The organism is Lactobacillus sp. ESL0680 (assembly GCF_029392855.1).
Taxonomy (GTDB): Bacteria; Bacillota; Bacilli; order Lactobacillales; family Lactobacillaceae; genus Lactobacillus.
The window spans coordinates 922,472-941,512 of record NZ_CP113945.1; the positions used below are offsets into that span (position 1 = coordinate 922,472).

Here is a 19,041-nt window from a genome sequence, read left to right on the forward strand (position 1 = left end):
TGCATCACCCTTTCTAGTTATAGATCTGTTTATCCATTAAACCAAAAATTTCAAAAATGAAATAAATTATGCCAAACAGCAAATTGTATTTAGCAAATTTAATTATCATTGCCAAACAAAAGAGCACTGGTAATATCAGTAGCCAGTATTTCGGCAATTTAAGGGTAATTATCAATCGGCCAACATGGTAGCTGATAATACTGTTAACAATGATAAATAATAATCCTACCCGCAAAACAATCGGTACACCAAATAGACTACAGCCAAACGGTAAAATCGCCACTAATAGACTCCACCAAATGATTGGCATTGCTTGCAATTGATTTAATTTATGAATTGGGGGGATTGCCAGAATTTTTTGTTTAAATTGTTTGAGTTTAATAATCAATCTATTTTCCTTACTTAATTTATCATTATAGTCTTTTTTATTGTTCTTTGCGTTCAATTATTAGTCCCACCCAACGATCTTGACGCATTGTCAATGTAATCTTAAAGTTATATTGATCTAAAGCTGCCTTGATTTTATCCAATTGCAGATAATCAATTCCTGAAAAAATAACTTGGCCGCCTTCATTTAAGTGGTCATTCAATTGTGGAATTAAATCCAGGAGAATTTCTGCTAAAATATTGGCTACAATAATATCAAATTTACCAGTAATCCCTTGTAACAGGCTAGCTTTTTCTACATTAATATTAGTTAAATTATTTAAGGCAATATTTTCACCAGCAGCTGTAACAGCTTCATCCGAAATATCGGTTGCCAGAACATTTTGAGCACCAAGAAGCGCTGTGGCAATAGCTAAAATACCGGAGCCTGTTCCAACATCAGCCACGCTTTTAGGTGTCGTCATTGCCCGTTCTAAGCCCATCATTGCCAGCTGGGTCGTTTTGTGATTGCCTGTCCCAAAGGCTAAACCTGGATCAAGCTTAATCAACTGTTGATCCTTAAAGGCAGGTTCATAGTCTTCCCACTCAGGTACAATCGCCAAATGCCGTGAAAAATCAATCACATGGTAGAATTTTTGCCAAGCAGTATTCCAATCTTGATCTTCAATATAAGATGTTGTAATTTGCCCCGAGCCAATAGCTAGCCCATAACCTTTTAGTTCAGCAAGCTTGTCATGATATTTTTGGACTAATTCTTTTGCATCTGCTTCTTCATCAAAATAGGCAAAAAATTGCATGTCTTCAGGTAAATCTTTAATTTCATCCAAATTGACAATCGTTGAATCATGTTCCCAACCGGCATGTTCAAAGTCGGTTCGTTTTCTAGTTTCAGTTCCTAGCGCACCCAATATATCCTGACTATAAACGCTAAGTGCGTCTTCTACTTCATGACTGGTTTCAATTTTAATAATTAATAATTTCATTTTAACTTAAACTCCCTTTTTATTTTTATCCGCGCAATGCTATCATAAAAAAGGTGATAATTATGGCAAAGAAAAAAAATAAACTTGAAAAAACATTAGTTGAAAAAATTTTAGAACGGAATAAAATTCCGTACGAACAAACCCAATTTGCAACCCACGAAGATTCTGGTGGTGTTGCACAAATGGATACTTCTATTTTAAACGAGAATGAACATTTGGTCTACAAAACCTTAGTTTGCACGGGTAATAAAACTGGCCCACTTGTTGGCGTTATTCCGGTAACCGAACATTTAAGCATGAAAAAGCTCGCTAAAAATTCTGGTAATAAAAAATGCGAAATGTTGCCGCTTAAAGACCTAGAAAAGACAACCGGCTATGTTCATGGTGCCAATACGCCGATTGGTATCTATTTTAAGCATCATTTTCCGATTTATCTAGATAGCGGCATGAATAATGAAGAAAAAGTTGGTGTTTCCAGCGGTAAAGTTGGCCGCAGTGTTTTCCTAAGTCCCGATGATCTGCAACAAGTCACTAACGGCGTGTTCTGCGATTTATTAGAGTAGTAAATTTAACAAACAAATAAAATATTTTCCGTATAGAGTAAAACAATCAGGCAAAATTCTTCATTTGTAATATAATATAAATTAACAAAAACAGATAAGGAATAAAAACATGACATTATTAACAGATGAACAGCTTGCAAATATTGCACACGATTATTTTTTAAGTAAATTAAATATCGCTGACATTTCCAAAAAGTATGACCTTTCGCGTTACTTGATTACCAAGGCGTTAGAAGAAGCCGAAGAAAAAGGAATTGTCAAAATTAGCATTTATCAAAGTCCCAAACGAGCTGAAAAACTAGAGCGTAAATTGCAGCGACTCTTTAATCTAAAAGAAGTATACATTTTAGAAGACTTAGAAACTAAGAATCAAGATAACGAGATGATTGTTAATTACGCTGCTAAGCAAATTCAAAATTATACTAAATCAGCTCACGTAGTTGGCCTAACTTGGGGAACTTTAATTCGCGATATTATTAATAACTTTCCTGAGACTGAACGTGAGGATTTAACTTTTGTACAACTAGTTGGTCAAGCAGTTAATGCAAGCAAACGCAAAAACCAGCTAGTACAACAGGCAGCTGATAAATTTGGCGCCAACTGTCTAACTTTTCCAGCTCCACTTTACACGATTAATCCTGACTTTGTAAAAGACATTATGAAAGAGCCGTTCTTTGAATATATTAAAACTTTTTATCCAAGAATAGATCTAGTTTTTGCAAGTATTGGGACCGCACAATCGTTAGAATCCGGACAATTTTTCATGGATTATTACGCAGATAAGATATTTAGCCACATTGACCGCAGTAAAGTTGCCGGCATGATTTTTGGGCGACCGTATGACATTGATGGTAACTTCTTTAAGCCGATTGAAACACACATTTGTGGCATTAGTTTTGCAGAAATTATGCAGATTCCTAATCGCTTTGTGATTGTCAAGAATCGTTTTAAAGAAGATGCCCTCCTAGGTGCATTAAGAAGCGGGATAGTTACCCACTTAATTACAACCAGTGGTATTGCAGAACGAGTAATCCGCAAGAATATTGAGTTTAGTTAAACTCTTCCTCATATATTTTACTAATATAATCCTGTAATTCTGCAACCTGATGCCGACGTGAACGGGCACATTCTTTAGCTGGTCGCTCACATAAAAAGCAGTGTCGTCTGGGGCATCCTAACTTTGATCGTGACAAGGCTGCTGGTTGCTCTTTAACTAGCACATCAGCATCAAACAGACGTCCTAATTTGTTTTTATCTTCAAATTCAATTGCGACTTCTTTTACAGACTTAGCAGCATCATTTAATAGGTAAAAATTTTCACAACCGCTTGACCTGTCCCAGCCATTTACCAAGAAATACTTGAGTCCTTGAGCGGTCAAATCTTGCTCTAAAGCTGCACATCCTTTGGCAAATAATTTTTGTAAATAATGATTATTTTTAATTGGCCCCGGGATATTTAGCTTTACATCTAGCAGTGTACCTTGCGGATTTTGACTAAAAATCTCTGCTTGCAATGCTGCACGCTGATCTTTAGCAGCCAATACATCGGGAATACTTTGCGGTTCACCCGTTAAAAAAATTGATTGCATTATTATAAACTCCCTTTTATCATTATTATAACTAAAAAGCGTGGAAACGAGCTATTACTTATTTCCACGCTTTTAATTTATAATTTTTTAGTCTTTAACTTGCTTGATAGTATCAATAATTGAACCATCACGATATTCAACTAAAGCAACTGTTCGATCAGTATATTCAAGTGGCTTTGGTACACCAACTTGCTTTTCAGCCATCTTTTGCAAATCTTTAATATCAAGAATTTGCAAACCAGGAACCTTACTAAACGCAGCGATTAAATCTTGCCGCTTAGGATTAATGGCAATCCCGCGTTCAGTTACTAGTACGTCGATAGAGTCACCTGGTGTAACCACTGTTTCAACAGATGGCACAACTGTTGCGTTACGTCCACGAACAAGTGGCGCGGTAATAATTGTCATTTTGGCATTGGCTGCATCTTGGTGACCACCAATCGCACCTCTAATAACACCATCTGAACCAGTCATTACGTTAACGTTGAAGTCAGTATCAATTTGAAGAGCCGATAAAATTGCAACGTCCAAATTATTAACAACTGCACCCTTATTATGTGGGTCAGCGTACCAAGAAGCATCAATTTCTTGTTGGTCCTTATTTTGAGCCATTGAAGCTGCGGCACCTTTATCAAAGTCCTGAACATCCATGATCTTCTTGACTAATCCTTCTTCAAGAAGATCAGTTGTTGGCTTAGTAATACCACCCAAAGCAAATGAAGCTGTAATACCATCATCAAGCATTGATTGCCGTAAATAACGTGTTACAGCTAATGCGGCACCACCTGAACCAGTTTGGAATGAAAAGCCTTGCTTATAATATGGTGAGTTAGTGATTACTTGGTTAACCATTTGCGCAATCTTTAATTCTTTTGGATCTTTAGTAAAGCGGGTTGCCCCTGAACCAATCTTATCTGGATCACCAATCTTGTCAACTTTAACGACATAATCAACTTGATCCTGTTTAATTGAAGCTGGTGTATTTGGATAATCAACAATGTTGTCAGTCAACAACACAACTTTATCAGCGTATTGCGCATCAATTAAGGCATAGCCAAGTGAACCAAAGACAGCATCACCATCTTGACCATTGGCGTTACCGGCTGGATCTGAAACTGGAACACCTAGGAAAGCAACATCAATTTTAATGTCGCCCTCTTCAATTGCCCGAGCACGATTACCATGTGAACGGAAAATAACTGGATTTTTGAGGCCACCATGAGAAATAAAGTCACCTAGTGATCCACGCATTCCTGAAGAAACAATATTGGTGATAACGCCCTTTTTAATTGCTTCAATTACTTTATCATTCATCACGCCAGTAAGAGAAGATGGTGCCAAAGTTAAATCTTTATAACCCATTTCGATAATCTTATCCATTACTTTATTAAAAGCAAAGTCACCATTTCTGAAGTGGTGGTGGAAAGAAATTGTCATGCCATCTTTAAGATTATTCTTAATAACATCTTCAAGTGAGTCGACAACTTTATCTTCGCCTGCAGTAACCCGAACTTTAGGTGCAACTCTTTGAACTTCTGGATTACCGATAGTAGCTGATTCAAATGGCTTTAAATTCATCTTTGACATTAACTCATCTGGTAATTTACGGTTAACTTTATTCTCCAATGTAATTACCCTCCTCATCAATTAAGTTCGAAGCTTTGGCAGTTTCAATAACGCGGTTTGCCTTGGCAACAACTGGCTTATCAACCATCTTACCGTTCATTGAAATAACACCTGAACCCTTGGCTTTAGCTTCTTTAATCGCATTTTGAACGTTTTTGGCGTTTTCGATTTCTTCTTTAGATGGGTTGAACACTTCGTTAACCATTGGAATTTGCCGTGGGTTAACTAGCGACTTACCATCGTAACCAAGTTCATAGATATATCTTGTCTCGCGATAAAAGCCCTCAGTATCCTTCATATTTGAAAAGACCGTGTCAAAAGCATAAACGTCAGCTGCCCGAGCTGATTGTAAAACCATATTCCGAGCAAATTCAAGTTCGCGGCCATCTGGATAACGGTGAGTATGCATATCAGCAGTATAGTCTTCACCAGAAACAGCAAGTCCCATCATTAATGGTGTTGATGTTGCAATAGTTGGCGTATTTAAAACACCCTTGGCACTTTCAATTGCTGCCATAACACCAATTGAACCTTTTTCAACACCGTATTCCTCTTCAGCCTTTTCCATATCCTTAACTAATTTTTGGATCATTTCAGCTGATTCTGTCTTTGGCAAACGGATAACATCAACGCCGGCTTTAACCATTGCTTTAACGTCTTCGTCGTAAAATGGTGTATCTTGACCATTAATACGCACAACAATTTCAGCACCGCCAAAATCAACGTGCTTAATTGCATTATAAACAAGCATTCTAGCAGCATCTTTTTCAGTTAAAGAAACCGCATCTTCCAAATCAAGCATAATTGAGTCGGCACCGTAAATCCCAGCATCTTTAACCATTGCTGGGTTATTGCCAGGTACAAACATCATCGTCCGACGTAAACGATTTTTTACGTAAGTCATTTATTGCAATACCTCCAATTCTGGTTTATCAGTAGTTTCAGTAGCTCTTTGTGCTGCTGCTAAAGTACGTGCAGCAATAACACAATCAAGCGCACCCTTATCAGTTGCTTTGACCTTGGCATTATTAATGCCAAATTTGTTCAAGGTATCTGTGATTACCTTTTTAATTTGATCGCCGTATGCCTTGATTACTTCTGAATCTAAGTCAATTTGGATACCATCATTGCCTTTAGAAATCATAATTTGGATATCTGAGGATTCTAAAGTTCCTGCGACACCAATTGTTTTAATTTCCATTAATATTCATTCCTTTCTGAATTCTAGTTTGTAAAATTTTTTGATTACTTTTAATAAAGTTCATTGTCGAAAGTGGGACAAGTGACTTAATTGCTTCTAAGTCTCCTGCTTTAATCAGCCGTCTTACTTGAGTCGCCGTGATTACTTGATTATTATTGCTAAACCGTGGCACAACTTTGACGTCAATCTGGGGACTGAGTTCGTTAATTAAACTCTCATTGTAGAAATTAGTTGTATGTGAGAAAGGTTCCGTCCCCAAATACCGCCTGTCGATTGCCAACTTAGGTGAAATAATATTTTTGAAAACACGTGCATCAATTGTAGTCTGAGTCTTAATTAAATCATCCGGTGTTTTTAAGAAGTATGCCGGAAAAGTCGCTTTGGAAACCAAATAGTCACCGCCACTGACAACAAGGACATTTTTTAAATCAGCTGTGCCATCCTTGACTAATTGCATTCGCTCACTAGTTTTAAATAAAGAAGCATCTGTTGCGACAACAAAAACATAGACTAAATCGTTTTCTTGACTAGCCAATTGGACAAGCTGTCGGTGACCCAAAGTGAACGGATTGGAATTCATGACAATCGCTGCTACTTTTTTAGAACTTTGATTTGGAATTTGCGGAATTGCTGCTAAGAAATCATCTACATCTGGCGTACCGTTCTCTAAAAAAGCAGCTTGTCCAGTATGCGCCAATTCCGTAAAGCCAAGATGCTGAAAACTAGTTGAGTATTGGGTCTTAGTAAAGACAAAATTATGAAAAATCTTACGGTTAAACTGGTATTGTTGTAAAGCCGTCACTATCTGATTAAAACGGCTGCCGGGAGTTGCGTCTTGATTACAAACGCCAATGTATTTTAAGACATTGCCAGCAACACTACCCGTTCCCACTAACTGACCTTCGTCATCAACAATACCTAAAGTATGGTCAATGGTATTAACTTCGCGAGCACTAAAATTGCTTAGACCTAGTTTTAGTAATAATTGCTCCCATTTGGTCCGTACTGCTTGATCGCTTAAATAAAGATCTACTATTTGGTCCATTGGGCAGCTTCCTTTAAAAAATCACTAATTTCATGATACATGGCACGTGGCTGTTCAGCTTGAATTAGATGGCCGCAATTGTCGATAATCTTAACCTGAATCTTAGGATTCAAATTTTGCATGGCAAATGCAAAATGATAATCGAAAAACGGTGAATTTTTCCCAGCTAGAACAAGCATTGGTACCGGCATCTCCATTATCACGTCGCGCCAGTCTTGCTCTGCGTGATCGATTAGGCAAAGATAATTATCTTCAGCAAGATAAGGATGCTCTTCAGCTTCTTTTTTAGCATTTGCAAACATTTCATCGTTAATGTGAGCATAAAAAGCATTGCCAAAGTCTACTTTTAAATATTCGGGGTAATTATCCCACGTTAATTCCTTAAAGCCATACTGCCAAGTTTGGTCACGAATCATTTTGGGTGGTTGGTCCAAATCAATGATTGCTCGTAACCTTTCACTACCATATAAAGAAATATATGACCATAGAGTAGCTGCTCCCATTGAATTGCCAATGCCAATTACATCATGTAAATCAAGCTTTTGCAGTAATTCTGCCAAGTCTTGAGCGTGTCGGCTAATTCTCTGTCCCTGATAGGTCCTTTGCGACAGACCTTGATTGCGAGGATCTAAAATAATGAAACGAAAATCATTTTTAAATAACTGCATGACATCAAGCCACATCTGACTCGACCCGCCAATGCCGGGGATAGCAACAATTGCAGGTTTAGCTTCACCTGTATCGTAATAATGCAATTGGATACCATCGTTAGTGGTAAAATCCATTGTTGTTACTCCTTACCACATACCAATGACTTTCATCCATAATGTTCCAATAACACCGAAGATTAGCAGATAAATAATTCCTAACAGGAAGTTCATCTTCCACCATTCACCTTGCTTGACGTAACCTGTCGTAGCTAAAATCGATGCGGGTCCGTTAGCATAGTGAGTTGTTGAAGCATTGATTGCACCAGTGAATGCAAGAAGCATTGCAGCTAACTTAAGTGGCGCACCAGTTGCAACGGCAACTGATAGGAATGGTAAGTAAAGTGCTGTTATATGAGCTGTACCACTGGCAAAGAAGTAGTGAGTATAGAACATCAAGATAACTAAGATTAACAGTACGATTTGCCAACTAACACCGTGCAAACTTGTTTGAATTGTCTTGGAGAACCAATCAATGAAGCCAAAGGAAATCAGTTTACCAGCCATAAAGACTAAGATTGACAGCCAAATCAGGATATTCCAAGCACCAGTTTGCTTTAAGGCGTCGTTCATTGTTAGAACACCAGTTAATAGAAGCAGACCAACAGCTAAGAACGCAACAAAAGTAGAATCTAATTGTGGAATTTTAATAATTCCAGATAAAACCCAAAGAATGATTGCAATCAAGAAGACACCAGCCATGATTTTTTCAGGTTTTGAGACTGGTCCCATTTCTGTTAACCGGTCATCAGCCCATTTTTTAGCATTCGGTGTTTCTTTAATCTCTGGTGGGAAGATTTTATAAATAACAATTGGCACAACGATCGTGGCAACAATTACTGGAACTAATGCAGCGATAAACCAACTAATCCAGCTCATGTTATAACCCTTTTGGGCAGCCATTTGCGAAGCAACCAAGTTTGGTGCCGCACCAGTAATAAACAATGCCGTTGAGATTGTGTTAGCATGAAAGGCCATAAAGTCTAAATATGCACCAATCTTCTTTCGTGAAGGATCGTTTGGTTTTGAGCCGTAACTTTCTGAAATTGATTGGGTAACTGGCCAAACTACACCACCAGTACGGGCACTGTTAGAAGGAATTAAAGCTCCTAAAATCAGTTCCAAACCGGTAATTGCGTAACCAATTCCGATTGACTTTTTACCAAAACGCCGGATCATCCAGTAAGCAATCCGATTACCTAAACCAGTCTTACTAATGCCGTAGGCCATAATGAAAGCCATCGCAATTAGCCATGCAGCTGAATTACTGAATGCACTCAAGATACCCTTGGTAACAACGCCTGTTTTGGGATCAACAACATCGCCAATTGGGGCAAGTCCAACCAAAACAGTTACAATCAGACCAATTAAAGTTGTTCCCCCAATTGGCAGCGGCTTAGTGATACAACCAACAATTGTCGCAACAAAGACGGCAAACATTTCCCAAGCTTGCGGTGTTAACCCGGCTGGTCGCCAAGGCGTAATACACCACAGGACAATTCCAATTATTAAAGGCCAAATAAAGCCTTTATAATTCACTTTCTCTAAAGTTTTCATAATTATCCTTCTTTATTATTCAAAGGCGATATATATCGTCAATAATCTTATAACCCTTTTCAGCAAGCTTAGTATCAACCCAGTCTAAATTGCCAGTACCATCATGATAACTTGCAGCTTTAGCATCGTCTTCTTTGTGAAAAGCCTGAACTTTTGGCAATAGTTCTGCAGCATCTTCTCGGCCTACTCTAACAACCCCATCAGCGTCACCTAAGATAATATCTCCGGGATAAACACTGGTATTACCACATGAAATTGGGACGTTAATTTCCCCAGGACCTTCTCGATAAGGTCCATTAGGTGTTGTACTAACCGCATAAATTGGCAAATCCCAATCTCTTAATGTATCAATGTCGCGCATTGGTCCATCAATGACAACTCCGGCAACATGTCGTTGGTCTCTCAGCCACGTCATCATTACTTCACCAATAATGGCGCGAGTATTGTCGCCTTCATTATCAATCACAACCACATCGCCTGGGTGACAATATTTTAATGCGGCAAATATTGTCAGGTTGTCACCTGGCCGATTATGAACAGTAAAGGCTGGACCGCACATTTCCTTTTTCGGTTTAGACATTAATCTAATCCGCGGTGACATTGCCCCGGTCCTGTTCATACAGTCAGCCACGTTAGATGAAGGTAATTCCGTATATGCTTTAATTACATCTGCATCTGGCAATTCTCTTTTTAAAAAAATTCGCTTGCCATCTTCCATTAAAAACGCCTCTTCTAATCTAAATTGACACCTGACAGAACTTCTTGCATCTTATCAGCTGAATTAAGCATTTTAGCTTGTTCTTCATCTGATAATTTTGTTTCAATAACATGACTAATTCCTGTACCATCAATAGCAGTTGGTGTTCCTAAGTACAGATCATGCTTAATACCATATTCACCATTAATTGGTGCGGACAATGGTAAAACAATTGCGTGATTATCCAAAATTGCGCCAACAATTTGTGCTAACATTACAGCGATACCATAGAAAGTGGCACCCTTATTTTCAATAATGTTGCCACCCTTTTGCCGAACATCACTTTCAATAGCGGCTAAAACGTCATCATTAATTTCATCATAATCACGCAAGGCTTTACCAGCAACTACGGATTCATCGAAGTTCTCAAATGATGTGTCACCATGTTCACCCAGAACCATTGAATTAATACTTGCAACAGGAACATTTAACTTTTTAGCCAATTCAACTTGTAAACGAGCTGAGTCGAGAGAAGTACCTGTTCCAATAACTTTATTCTTAGGAAAACCTGACAACTTTTGAGTTAAAGTAGTCAAAATGTCAACTGGATTTGCAGAAACTACAAAGACACCATTAAAGCCTGAATCAACAACTGGTTGAACGATACTCTTTAAAATATTGACGTTCTTGTTAACTAAATCCAATCTGCTTTCACCAGGTTTACGTGGCACACCAGCAGTAATAACTACAACGTCAGCATCTTTTGCGTCAGAATATTCACCTGGATGAATGTTGCATTCACCAGCAAATGGAATAATGTCTTCAAGATCCATTGAGTCCCCGATTGGGCGTTTCTTCACAACATCAGCAATAATTAATTCATTTACTTTTGTGTGTTGAAGTAAATCGTTAGCAAAAGTTGAGCCAACTGCGCCATCACCAACAAGTAATACTTTTCTGTTCATAGTCAAGTTTCCTTTCAAAAATTTAAAAACATTGTACTTAATTACACAAATTATTATAAATCCGATTAGTATGTTTTTCAATATTTAAAATAAATAATTTTATTTTTAAATATTTTAATTAAGCTAATCTGCTGCATTTTGGACAAAAAAAGAAACCATTTCATTTGAAATAGTTTCTTTGTGATTAATTTTATTAATAATTACTTGTTACTTTTTTGAACAAACTCTGTCATCTGGATACCAGCTTGACGACCAAAAATAACAGTTTCAGCGATTGAGTTACCACCAATTCGGTTGTTCCCGTGTAATCCACCAGAGACCTCACCAGCAGCATACAAGCCCTTAATGATGTTACCATTTGTATCCAAAACTTCAGTTTTTGGCGTAATGTGGATTCCACCCATCGTGTAGTGAATTGCAGGATGAATATGAATTGCATAGTACGGACCGTGGTCAATTGAACGATCCATTCCAGTTGTTCTGCCAAACTCTGCATCATTTTTAGCGGCAACGGAATTATTCCAATTTTTAACGGTTACTTCCAAATTAGCAGCATCAACGCCCATTTCTTGAGCCAAGTCACTAAGTGTATCGCCATGTTTAACTAAACCAACATGATCGTAAAATTCAACTGCAGTAAAGTTATCACGGATACCTTGGTCAAATACTAAGTAAGCGCCGTCCTCATGTAAATTAGTAATTGCATCAGAGACAATCTTTCTAGTATTCAATTCGTTAACAAACCGTTGTCCAGCTTGATTAATTAAGATCGCACCTTCACCGCGAAGACCTTCACCAATTAAGTAAACGTGATCAGTATCAGTTTGAGCTGTTGGGTGAACTTGAATAAAGTCCATTTGCTCTAACTGGGCATCAATTGTACTTGCCAACTTCAACCCGTCACCAGTCGCACCAGGTTGGTTAGTTGTCTTATATTCAGCTAAGTCTGGACGATACTTCTTAATCATTTCTTTAGAAGCACCAAAACCGCCGGAAGCAAGCATAACTGCCTTAGCATTAACAGTTTTAACGCCAGCATCAGTCTCAACTTCAATTCCAGTAACTTGCTTTGCATCGTTTTCAATCAACTTAATTACTTTAGAATTATTGAAAACGGGAATGTTATCCTTTTGAACTTGCTTCAAAGAACCTGTAACAAGGTACCCGCCAACTGGAGCCATTGATGCTGGACGGTGAGCCCGCTTCTTGCTCATTCCACCAGTAATCGTTAAATTGGTTAATTCAATTCCGTGTTCCATTAACCAACTAATAGCAATTGCCGAATGATCGACAAAGTAGCGCAAGAGGTCGCGATCGTTCATTAAACCGCCGCCCTTTAAGGTTTCTTGGTAAAAATCTTCTTTATTATCAATAATGCCGTCATTTAATTGCACTAAACTTTCGGAAGCGTTCATCCCAGATGATGCTCGGTTAGTGTTACCACCTAACGCATCGTTTTTTTCAAAAATTGCGACATTTAAGCCTAATTCATGTGCTTGAATAGCAGCAGTCAGACCAGCACCACCAGCACCAACAATTACTGCATCATAATCGCTTTTGATTTCAGAACTTTGATTTGGGGTAAAAATAAATTTTGCCATATTTCTCCTCTATTAATTATTCTTCAGGTTTTGTCCGGTCAATATTGGTCATTTGCATGTAATCCATCCACTCATCATATTGGGCTTCCGTAACTTTACCGCTCTTTAAAGCTGCTTCTTTTAAGGTAGTGCCTTCTTTATCAGCAGCCTGGGCAATCTTAGCAGCGTCATGGTAACCAATATGTGGTGATAATGCAGTTACAGTCATCAATGAATCTTCCAATAATTCGTCCATTCTTGCAGAATTGACAGTTAGACCAGCAACCATTTTATCAGCAAACCCAGTGATTGTACCAGTTAAAATATCACAAGAATCTAAAAATGCAGCAATCATCACTGTCTTAAAGACATTCATTTCAAAATTACCTTGTGAAGCAGCAAAAGTAATTGTTGTATCATTACCAAAAACTTTAGCAGCAGCCATTGTGACAGCTTCAGCTTGTGTTGGGTTAACTTTACCCGGCATAATTGATGAACCTGGTTCATTAGCAGGGATATTTAATTCATGGTAACCAGCACGAGGACCTGAAGCCAAGAAGCGAATATCTTGAGCAATCTTAAACATATCAGCAGCTAAAGTCTTCAATGCACCGTGAACGACATCAAGACCGGAATGGTGAGCTAAGCCCCAGAATTTATTAGTTTTAACTTCAAAAGTATGACCGTAAACTTCCGACAATTTACCGGCAATCTTTTCAGTCATTCCTGGTGCAGCGTTTAATCCCGTACCAACAGCCGTACCACCGATTGCTAATTCGTACAAAGTTGGCTTTAATTCCTTGATGTAAGCTAAATCGTGCTTCAAAGCTGAAATATAACCGGATACTTCTTGACCAAAAGTAACAGGTGTTGCATCCTGCAAGTGTGTTCGACCAACTTTAACTGTCTTCCAATATTTGTCTTGCTTAATCTTTAATTCATCAATTAAATGTTGAATAGCTGGTTCTAACTTGTCCAAAGCTTCAACTGCCACGATATTCATTGCAGTTGGGTAAGTATCATTGGATGATTGTCCCCGATTGACATCATCATTTGGCAAAATGTCTAAACCTGGATGAAGCTTATTAGCTAAATTAGCAACAACTTCATTAACATTCATATTACTTTGGGTACCTGAACCAGTTTGCAAAACGTGCAATGGAAAATCTTTCCGCAAATCAACATCATCTAGCTTTAAGAGCTGGTCAATGGCATCTACTATTGCGGCACCCTTTTCCTTTGGTTCATCCCCTACTTCAACGTTTGATTGAGCAGCGGCCTTCTTCAATTGCAAAAATGCCCGAATAATAGCTAATGGCATTAACTCACCACTTGGGAAGTTATTGCGGCTGCGTTCGGTTTGTGGACCCCATAATGCATCTTTAGGAATTTTTACTGGACCAATCGTATCACTTTCAATACGGTATTCTTCTTTGCTCATAATAAGTCTCCTTTTGGGACTGACGTCCTAATATTTTTAAAATTATACTTTAGTTTTTTAAATTCCACATTAATAATACATTTTTTGCTTTTATTTTTCAATAATCTCAAAATAAAAGGGTATTTTTTAATTTTTGTAACAAAACTATTCAGAAATTTCCTTTTAATTCATTAATACAAATTGATTCAAAAAAGACCACGTAAAATTTACGTGGTCTTTACTTAATTTAGATCTAATAAGTGCAACTCGCTAAATAATCTCTGCACCCAAGTTGTTTTCCATATTTTCTAGAGCAAAGCGATGATTTTCCGGTGTTGTTCCGGCTACGCCAGCTTGATGAACAACAACTTTATACCCCAAATTGTAAGCATAAATTGCTGTCTGCAGGACACAAATATCTGTGCAGACACCAACTAAATGAAGTGTTTTGACATTGCGCATGCGCAAGTCAAGGTCAAGATTAGTCCCAACAAAAGAGCTATAACGTGTCTTATCCATTTGCCAAACTTTATCAGATTTGTTTTCTTCATACCAAGTCTTTAATTCGCCATAGAAATCGCGGCCGCTTGTACCTTCAATATTATGTGGTGGAAACAGCTTGCTTTCTGGATGAAACGGGTCGTTAAGATGATGGCAGTCTGTTGGTAAAACAACATAATTACCGTCCGTAACAAATTGCTTAGCCAGCTTCATAATTGTTGGCTCGCAATCTTGTCCAGCCTTCCCGCAAGTTAGGGACCCATGATCGTCAACGAAGTCATAAGTATAATCAATAATTAAAAGTGCTTCTTTATTTTCCATATGCTTTCTCCAAGTAACAAAATCTAAACATTAATCACAATTATACTATATTTTTTAATATAAACCGAATTATTTTGATAAAATTAAGCAATTTTTGCCCAAAATTATTAATTATACTTTCAGCGTTTCAGCATTAATTGCAACAATCACAGTTGATAAGGACATTAGAATTGCCCCAAAAGCAGGATCTAACATAATTCCCAGTGGCGCCAAAATACCGGCAGCTAATGGAAGGGCAATAATATTGTAACCCGCACCCCACCATAAATTTTGAACAGTCTTGCGATGAGTATTTTGTGCCAATTCTAAAAAGTCAATGATATCTGATGGCCTACTATTAACCAAAACCACATCTGCAGAATCAACCGCAACATCCGTACCGGCACCAATAGCGACGCCAATATCTGCCCGCGCTAAGCTTGGTGCATCATTAATTCCATCACCCACCATCATTACTTTGTTGCCTTGCTCTTGCAATTTGGCAACAATTTTTTCTTTATCAGCAGGCATTAATTCAGAATGAACCTCACTAATCCCTAATTGCTGGGCAATGCTTTGCGCTGCCTGCTGATTATCACCGGTTAACATCACAGGAGTAATGTTGTGCTGCTTAATTTTGCTAATTAGCGAAGCTGCATCATGCTTAATCTGGTCACCAACAGCCACGTACCCTAATACCTGCTGACCTTGGACCAAGTAGCTAACGGTATAATCGCTAACTGCAACTTGCGGAAAGTCACGAACTTGCTCACGGGCGGCTTTTTCATTAATTAAAAAATATTCCTGGCCAGCAACTGTCGCCATAACTCCCTTACCAGTAAGATTTTTACTATTAGCAATCGGCAAAAGCGGAATTTCGTGAGCATGTGCAAACTGTAAAATGCTTTGGGCAATTGGGTGCGTTGAATCTTGCTCAAGTGAAGCAATCAGCGTCATTACCCGTTTTGATGACAGTTGTTCATCTAAACTATCATACTTGCGAACCTGAAACTTGCCTTCAGTCAACGTACCAGTTTTATCAAGCAGTAAATAATTAATTTTGGGGCTAATATCAATCACATTCCGGTTCCTAATTAGTAAACCGTGCTTAGCTCCAAGAGACATACTTTTAGCACTAACCAACGGAATTGCCAATCCCAGTGCGTGCGGACAAGCAATTACCAAAACCGTCACCATTCGTTCAAGACCGGCAGCAATCCCCTGATTGGCAGTCCAAACTATTAGAGCAATTATGCCAATAATTAATGCAGCGTAAAATAACCAACCTGATACTTGAGCGGCAAGAGTTTGCAATTTTGACTTGTTCATCTGCGCAGATTGAACTAACTGATTAACATTAGCCAAGAAGCCGCTGTTTGCCGAATTAGTTACTTTAATTGTCAATTTTCCTGAGCCATTAATTGCGCCACCGATTACGTGGTCACCTTTTTGGCGTGTGATTAAACGCGCCTCTCCAGTAACCAAGGATTCATTAACGTCGCTTGATCCCGCAACGATAATGCCATCAAGTGGGATACTTTCACCGGACTTTACTACTACCACAGCGCTGCTTTTGACTTGCGCCAAGGGAACATCAATTATTCCCTTGGCATTTTGGACATGAACTCGATCAGGCAGTAATTTAGCCAAGTCATTAACTGAACTGCCAGCCCGCATAACCGAATTCATCTCAATCCAGTGGCCTAATAACATAATTAAAATCAAAGTCGCTAGTTCCCAGAAAAAGTCCATCACGTGATGAGAACTTGAATTGAGATTATTCTGAATAAAGGCATACAGACTATAAATGTAGGCTGTAATAATCCCCAGTGAAATTAGCGTCATCATTTCTGGTTTTTTATCTTTTAATTCATAAAAAGCACCCTTAAGAAACGGCTCGCCACCATAAATAAATAAGGCAGTCGCAAATAACATCACAACCCATTCTGAACCAGGAAAAGAAAACTGAAAGAACAAATGAACGCCCATTGCGGGACTCAAAAATAAAATTGGTAACGCTAAAATTAATGAGAACCAAAATTTTTGTTTCAGATTACCCATGTGCATCATGTGCCCGCCATGCATCATCATATCGCTATTGTGCATTGGCATCTTGTTATCATGCATCATTGGCTGTTTATGCCCCATCTGCATTTTATGATTATCTGTCATGTTCATTTTTGCCAAAATAAATCAGTCCCATCTTTTACAATTAACTTTGTCTAGTCTGCACTTTTAATCTACTGTGGTAAACGATGGATGTCAAAAATTCGATACTAAAAAATCTAGGATTATAATCCTAGATTTTCATTAACTATTTTGCTAATTTTGCTTTACGATAAAAGTGACATGCTAAACCGATAATTAAACCAATTAAGGCGGGAATAATCCAATCCATTCCAATTGCCGCAAATGGCAGAATTTTTAATTGGAATGCGCGAACTTGCAGTGCCCAATGCATTTGACTAATAACCGGCGGGAACGAAGCAATCATATCGAAGATTGCAGGAATAACTGTAAATACAACTACCCAGAAATAAACTATCGGGTCATGGTCAAACCAACTAGCTGTGATTGACAAAATGATTAGAACCATCGCAATTGGATAAATGAACATCAGCATTGGCGTTGACCAAGAAATGATTGTATCCAAGCCGCAGTTAGCAGTTAAAAATGAGGCAAAGGTCATGATGCCAAGCCAGGCATGATAACTAACCTTGCTAAAACTGCGGTGAAAGTCTTGGGCAAATGCGGCAATTAGGCCAACCGCAGTTGTTAAACAAGTTAAGGTAACCAAAGTTGCTAATAAAGCATGCCCAATATTACCTAAGTAATAGGTAACAATTTGGTTAAAGACAGTCCCACCATCCGGTGAAATTTTGTAATGATTGAGCGTGGTTGAGCCAAGCCAAATCAAGATAATATAGATGATACCAATTGCACCAGTAGCTAATACTCCAGCACGAGCAGTAACTTTAGCGTTGCTCTTGGCACTTGTCTTACCTAGTTGGCGAACAGCCGAAACAATCGTATAACCGAAGGCTAGACCTGCTAAGGCATCCATTGTGTTATAGCCTTCCAAAAAGCCATTAAAAAATGGGGCACTTTGATAAGCTGCAGTTACTGGCTGGTGTTTTGCTGCTCCCATTGGCGAGCAAAAGGCCATTAAGAAAATTACAAAAAGCAATATCAAGAAAATTGGATTTAAAATTCGACCAATACTGTCTAAAATTGTTGATTGCTCATACGAAATAATAAATGCCAAAATAAAGAAAATCGCGGAAAATATCAGCAGTCCAGGCTTAGCTAATTTTTGCGGTAAAACTGGCTGTAATCCAACCGAAAAAGAAATACTCGCTGTTCTTGGCGTAGCAAATAATGGCCCTAGCGTTAAGTGAATTAAAACCATAAAGACCAAGGCAAACTTAGGCCCCAGTGGCCGACCAATATCAAAAACTCCTTTGGCATGACTGGCACTAATCGCCAAAACTGCACATAGTGGCAGCAGCACGGCAGTAATTAAAAAGCCAATCGTGGCAATTCCCCAATTAGCACCGGACATTTGCCCCAGATGAATTGGAAAGATTAAGTTTCCTGCTCCAAAAAATAATCCAAATAATAATGAAGCAACGACTAAATATTGTTTCCATGTTAGTGGTTTGGTATTTAAGTCTTGTTCAATTTCTTCCATTTAATTAACCTCCAGTTTTATTTAATGCAATAAGTTCGTTATTATTGCTAGCACACGTATTTTTTCAAAGTTGTCACTTCCTAAAAAACGAATTACAAGGTAACTAAAAAAGCACCCTTGATTATAAAAAATCAAGGGTGCTTTGGCACGGTACCACCTATCTTACTGTTAAATCTAGCTTTACCTAAATTTAGCAGTCACTTCACGTACGGCAATTACTTGCGATACG

Annotated in this window: 18 protein-coding genes; 2 read left to right on the plus strand and 16 right to left on the minus strand. The window is 38.3% G+C overall.

Annotation, left to right across the window (positions count from 1 at the left end; all coding sequences use genetic code 11):
* Positions 1-13 precede the first annotated feature (13 nt).
* Both OZX58_RS04465 and prmA read right to left on the minus strand, forming a co-directional pair.
* Positions 14-382, minus strand: a complete 369-nt coding sequence (locus tag OZX58_RS04465) for a hypothetical protein (RefSeq protein ID WP_277141745.1) — start codon at positions 380-382, stop codon at positions 14-16.
* 43 nt (positions 383-425) lie between these two features.
* Complete coding sequence (gene prmA / locus OZX58_RS04470) at positions 426-1,370, minus strand: 50S ribosomal protein L11 methyltransferase (protein WP_277140443.1); 945 nt, start codon at positions 1,368-1,370, stop codon at positions 426-428.
* Positions 1,371-1,432: 62 nt separating this feature from the next.
* On the opposite strand from prmA, the gene ybaK reads away from it, so the two are divergent.
* Together ybaK and OZX58_RS04480 are read left to right on the plus strand one after the other, a co-directional pair.
* On the plus strand, positions 1,433-1,933 hold the full coding sequence (gene ybaK / locus OZX58_RS04475) for a Cys-tRNA(Pro) deacylase (protein WP_277129582.1): 501 nt from the start codon (positions 1,433-1,435) through the stop codon (positions 1,931-1,933).
* A gap of 109 nt (positions 1,934-2,042) precedes the next feature.
* Positions 2,043-2,990, plus strand: a complete 948-nt coding sequence (locus tag OZX58_RS04480) for a sugar-binding domain-containing protein (RefSeq protein ID WP_277140444.1) — start codon at positions 2,043-2,045, stop codon at positions 2,988-2,990.
* On the opposite strand, the gene citX is transcribed toward OZX58_RS04480, so the two are convergent.
* The 14 genes from citX to brnQ form a co-directional block, all read right to left on the minus strand.
* Positions 2,983-3,522 (minus strand): citrate lyase holo-[acyl-carrier protein] synthase, encoded by a 540-nt coding sequence (gene citX, locus OZX58_RS04485; RefSeq protein ID WP_277140445.1) that lies wholly within the window; start codon positions 3,520-3,522, stop codon positions 2,983-2,985. The two genes, OZX58_RS04480 and citX, sit on opposite strands and share 8 nt — an antisense overlap.
* A gap of 87 nt (positions 3,523-3,609) precedes the next feature.
* Positions 3,610-5,148 carry a citrate lyase subunit alpha gene (gene citF, locus OZX58_RS04490; RefSeq protein WP_280923776.1) on the minus strand — a complete coding sequence of 513 codons (1,539 nt, stop codon included), beginning with the start codon at positions 5,146-5,148 and terminating at the stop codon, positions 3,610-3,612.
* Positions 5,138-6,052, minus strand: a complete 915-nt coding sequence (locus tag OZX58_RS04495) for an aldolase/citrate lyase family protein (protein ID WP_277140447.1) — start codon at positions 6,050-6,052, stop codon at positions 5,138-5,140. The genes citF and OZX58_RS04495 overlap by 11 nt, the downstream gene beginning before the upstream one ends.
* Complete coding sequence (gene citD, locus OZX58_RS04500) at positions 6,053-6,349, minus strand: citrate lyase acyl carrier protein (RefSeq protein WP_277129577.1); 297 nt, start codon at positions 6,347-6,349, stop codon at positions 6,053-6,055.
* Positions 6,339-7,394, minus strand: a complete 1,056-nt coding sequence (gene citC / locus OZX58_RS04505; protein WP_277140448.1) for a [citrate (pro-3S)-lyase] ligase — start codon at positions 7,392-7,394, stop codon at positions 6,339-6,341. Before citC ends, citD begins: the two co-directional genes overlap by 11 nt.
* On the minus strand, positions 7,382-8,179 hold the full coding sequence (locus OZX58_RS04510) for an alpha/beta hydrolase (RefSeq protein WP_277140449.1): 798 nt from the start codon (positions 8,177-8,179) through the stop codon (positions 7,382-7,384). Before OZX58_RS04510 ends, citC begins: the two co-directional genes overlap by 13 nt.
* A 12-nt stretch (positions 8,180-8,191) precedes the next feature.
* Positions 8,192-9,658, minus strand: coding sequence for a DASS family sodium-coupled anion symporter (locus OZX58_RS04515; RefSeq protein ID WP_277129574.1), 1,467 nt, complete (start codon positions 9,656-9,658; stop codon positions 8,192-8,194).
* Between the two features lie 19 nt (positions 9,659-9,677).
* Positions 9,678-10,376 carry an RraA family protein gene (locus OZX58_RS04520; protein ID WP_277129573.1) on the minus strand — a complete coding sequence of 233 codons (699 nt, stop codon included), beginning with the start codon at positions 10,374-10,376 and terminating at the stop codon, positions 9,678-9,680.
* 14 nt (positions 10,377-10,390) lie between these two features.
* A complete protein-coding gene (locus tag OZX58_RS04525) occupies positions 10,391-11,320 on the minus strand; it encodes an L-lactate dehydrogenase (RefSeq protein WP_277129572.1) in 930 nt (309 codons plus the stop codon).
* A gap of 200 nt (positions 11,321-11,520) precedes the next feature.
* Positions 11,521-12,921 (minus strand): flavocytochrome c, encoded by a 1,401-nt coding sequence (locus OZX58_RS04530; protein ID WP_277140450.1) that lies wholly within the window; start codon positions 12,919-12,921, stop codon positions 11,521-11,523.
* A gap of 16 nt (positions 12,922-12,937) precedes the next feature.
* On the minus strand, positions 12,938-14,341 hold the full coding sequence (locus OZX58_RS04535; protein WP_277140451.1) for a class II fumarate hydratase: 1,404 nt from the start codon (positions 14,339-14,341) through the stop codon (positions 12,938-12,940).
* A 249-nt stretch (positions 14,342-14,590) separates the two neighbouring features.
* Positions 14,591-15,142, minus strand: coding sequence for an isochorismatase family cysteine hydrolase (locus OZX58_RS04540; RefSeq protein WP_277140452.1), 552 nt, complete (start codon positions 15,140-15,142; stop codon positions 14,591-14,593).
* Between the two features lie 111 nt (positions 15,143-15,253).
* Positions 15,254-17,299 carry a copper-translocating P-type ATPase gene (locus tag OZX58_RS04545; protein WP_277141747.1) on the minus strand — a complete coding sequence of 682 codons (2,046 nt, stop codon included), beginning with the start codon at positions 17,297-17,299 and terminating at the stop codon, positions 15,254-15,256.
* Between the two features lie 136 nt (positions 17,300-17,435).
* Entirely contained in the window at positions 17,436-18,812 is a 1,377-nt protein-coding gene (gene brnQ, locus OZX58_RS04550) for a branched-chain amino acid transport system II carrier protein (RefSeq protein WP_277140453.1), read from the minus strand.
* Positions 18,813-19,041: the final 229 nt, after the last annotated feature.

Coding starts and splice junctions, on each gene's coding strand:
- ybaK (WP_277129582.1), top strand. CDS start 1,433: ATGGCAAAGAAAAAAAATAAACTTGAAAAAACATTAGTTGAAAAAATT.
- OZX58_RS04495 (WP_277140447.1), bottom strand. CDS start 6,052: ATGACTTACGTAAAAAATCGTTTACGTCGGACGATGATGTTTGTACCT.
- citD (WP_277129577.1), bottom strand. CDS start 6,349: ATGGAAATTAAAACAATTGGTGTCGCAGGAACTTTAGAATCCTCAGAT.
- OZX58_RS04515 (WP_277129574.1), bottom strand. CDS start 9,658: ATGAAAACTTTAGAGAAAGTGAATTATAAAGGCTTTATTTGGCCTTTA.
- citC (WP_277140448.1), bottom strand. CDS start 7,394: ATGGACCAAATAGTAGATCTTTATTTAAGCGATCAAGCAGTACGGACC.
- OZX58_RS04530 (WP_277140450.1), bottom strand. CDS start 12,921: ATGGCAAAATTTATTTTTACCCCAAATCAAAGTTCTGAAATCAAAAGC.
- OZX58_RS04535 (WP_277140451.1), bottom strand. CDS start 14,341: ATGAGCAAAGAAGAATACCGTATTGAAAGTGATACGATTGGTCCAGTA.
- OZX58_RS04545 (WP_277141747.1), bottom strand. CDS start 17,299: ATGAACATGACAGATAATCATAAAATGCAGATGGGGCATAAACAGCCA.
- OZX58_RS04525 (WP_277129572.1), bottom strand. CDS start 11,320: ATGAACAGAAAAGTATTACTTGTTGGTGATGGCGCAGTTGGCTCAACT.
- brnQ (WP_277140453.1), bottom strand. CDS start 18,812: ATGGAAGAAATTGAACAAGACTTAAATACCAAACCACTAACATGGAAA.
- OZX58_RS04510 (WP_277140449.1), bottom strand. CDS start 8,179: ATGGATTTTACCACTAACGATGGTATCCAATTGCATTATTACGATACA.
- prmA (WP_277140443.1), bottom strand. CDS start 1,370: ATGAAATTATTAATTATTAAAATTGAAACCAGTCATGAAGTAGAAGAC.
- OZX58_RS04480 (WP_277140444.1), top strand. CDS start 2,043: ATGACATTATTAACAGATGAACAGCTTGCAAATATTGCACACGATTAT.
- OZX58_RS04540 (WP_277140452.1), bottom strand. CDS start 15,142: ATGGAAAATAAAGAAGCACTTTTAATTATTGATTATACTTATGACTTC.
- OZX58_RS04520 (WP_277129573.1), bottom strand. CDS start 10,376: ATGGAAGATGGCAAGCGAATTTTTTTAAAAAGAGAATTGCCAGATGCA.
- citX (WP_277140445.1), bottom strand. CDS start 3,522: ATGCAATCAATTTTTTTAACGGGTGAACCGCAAAGTATTCCCGATGTA.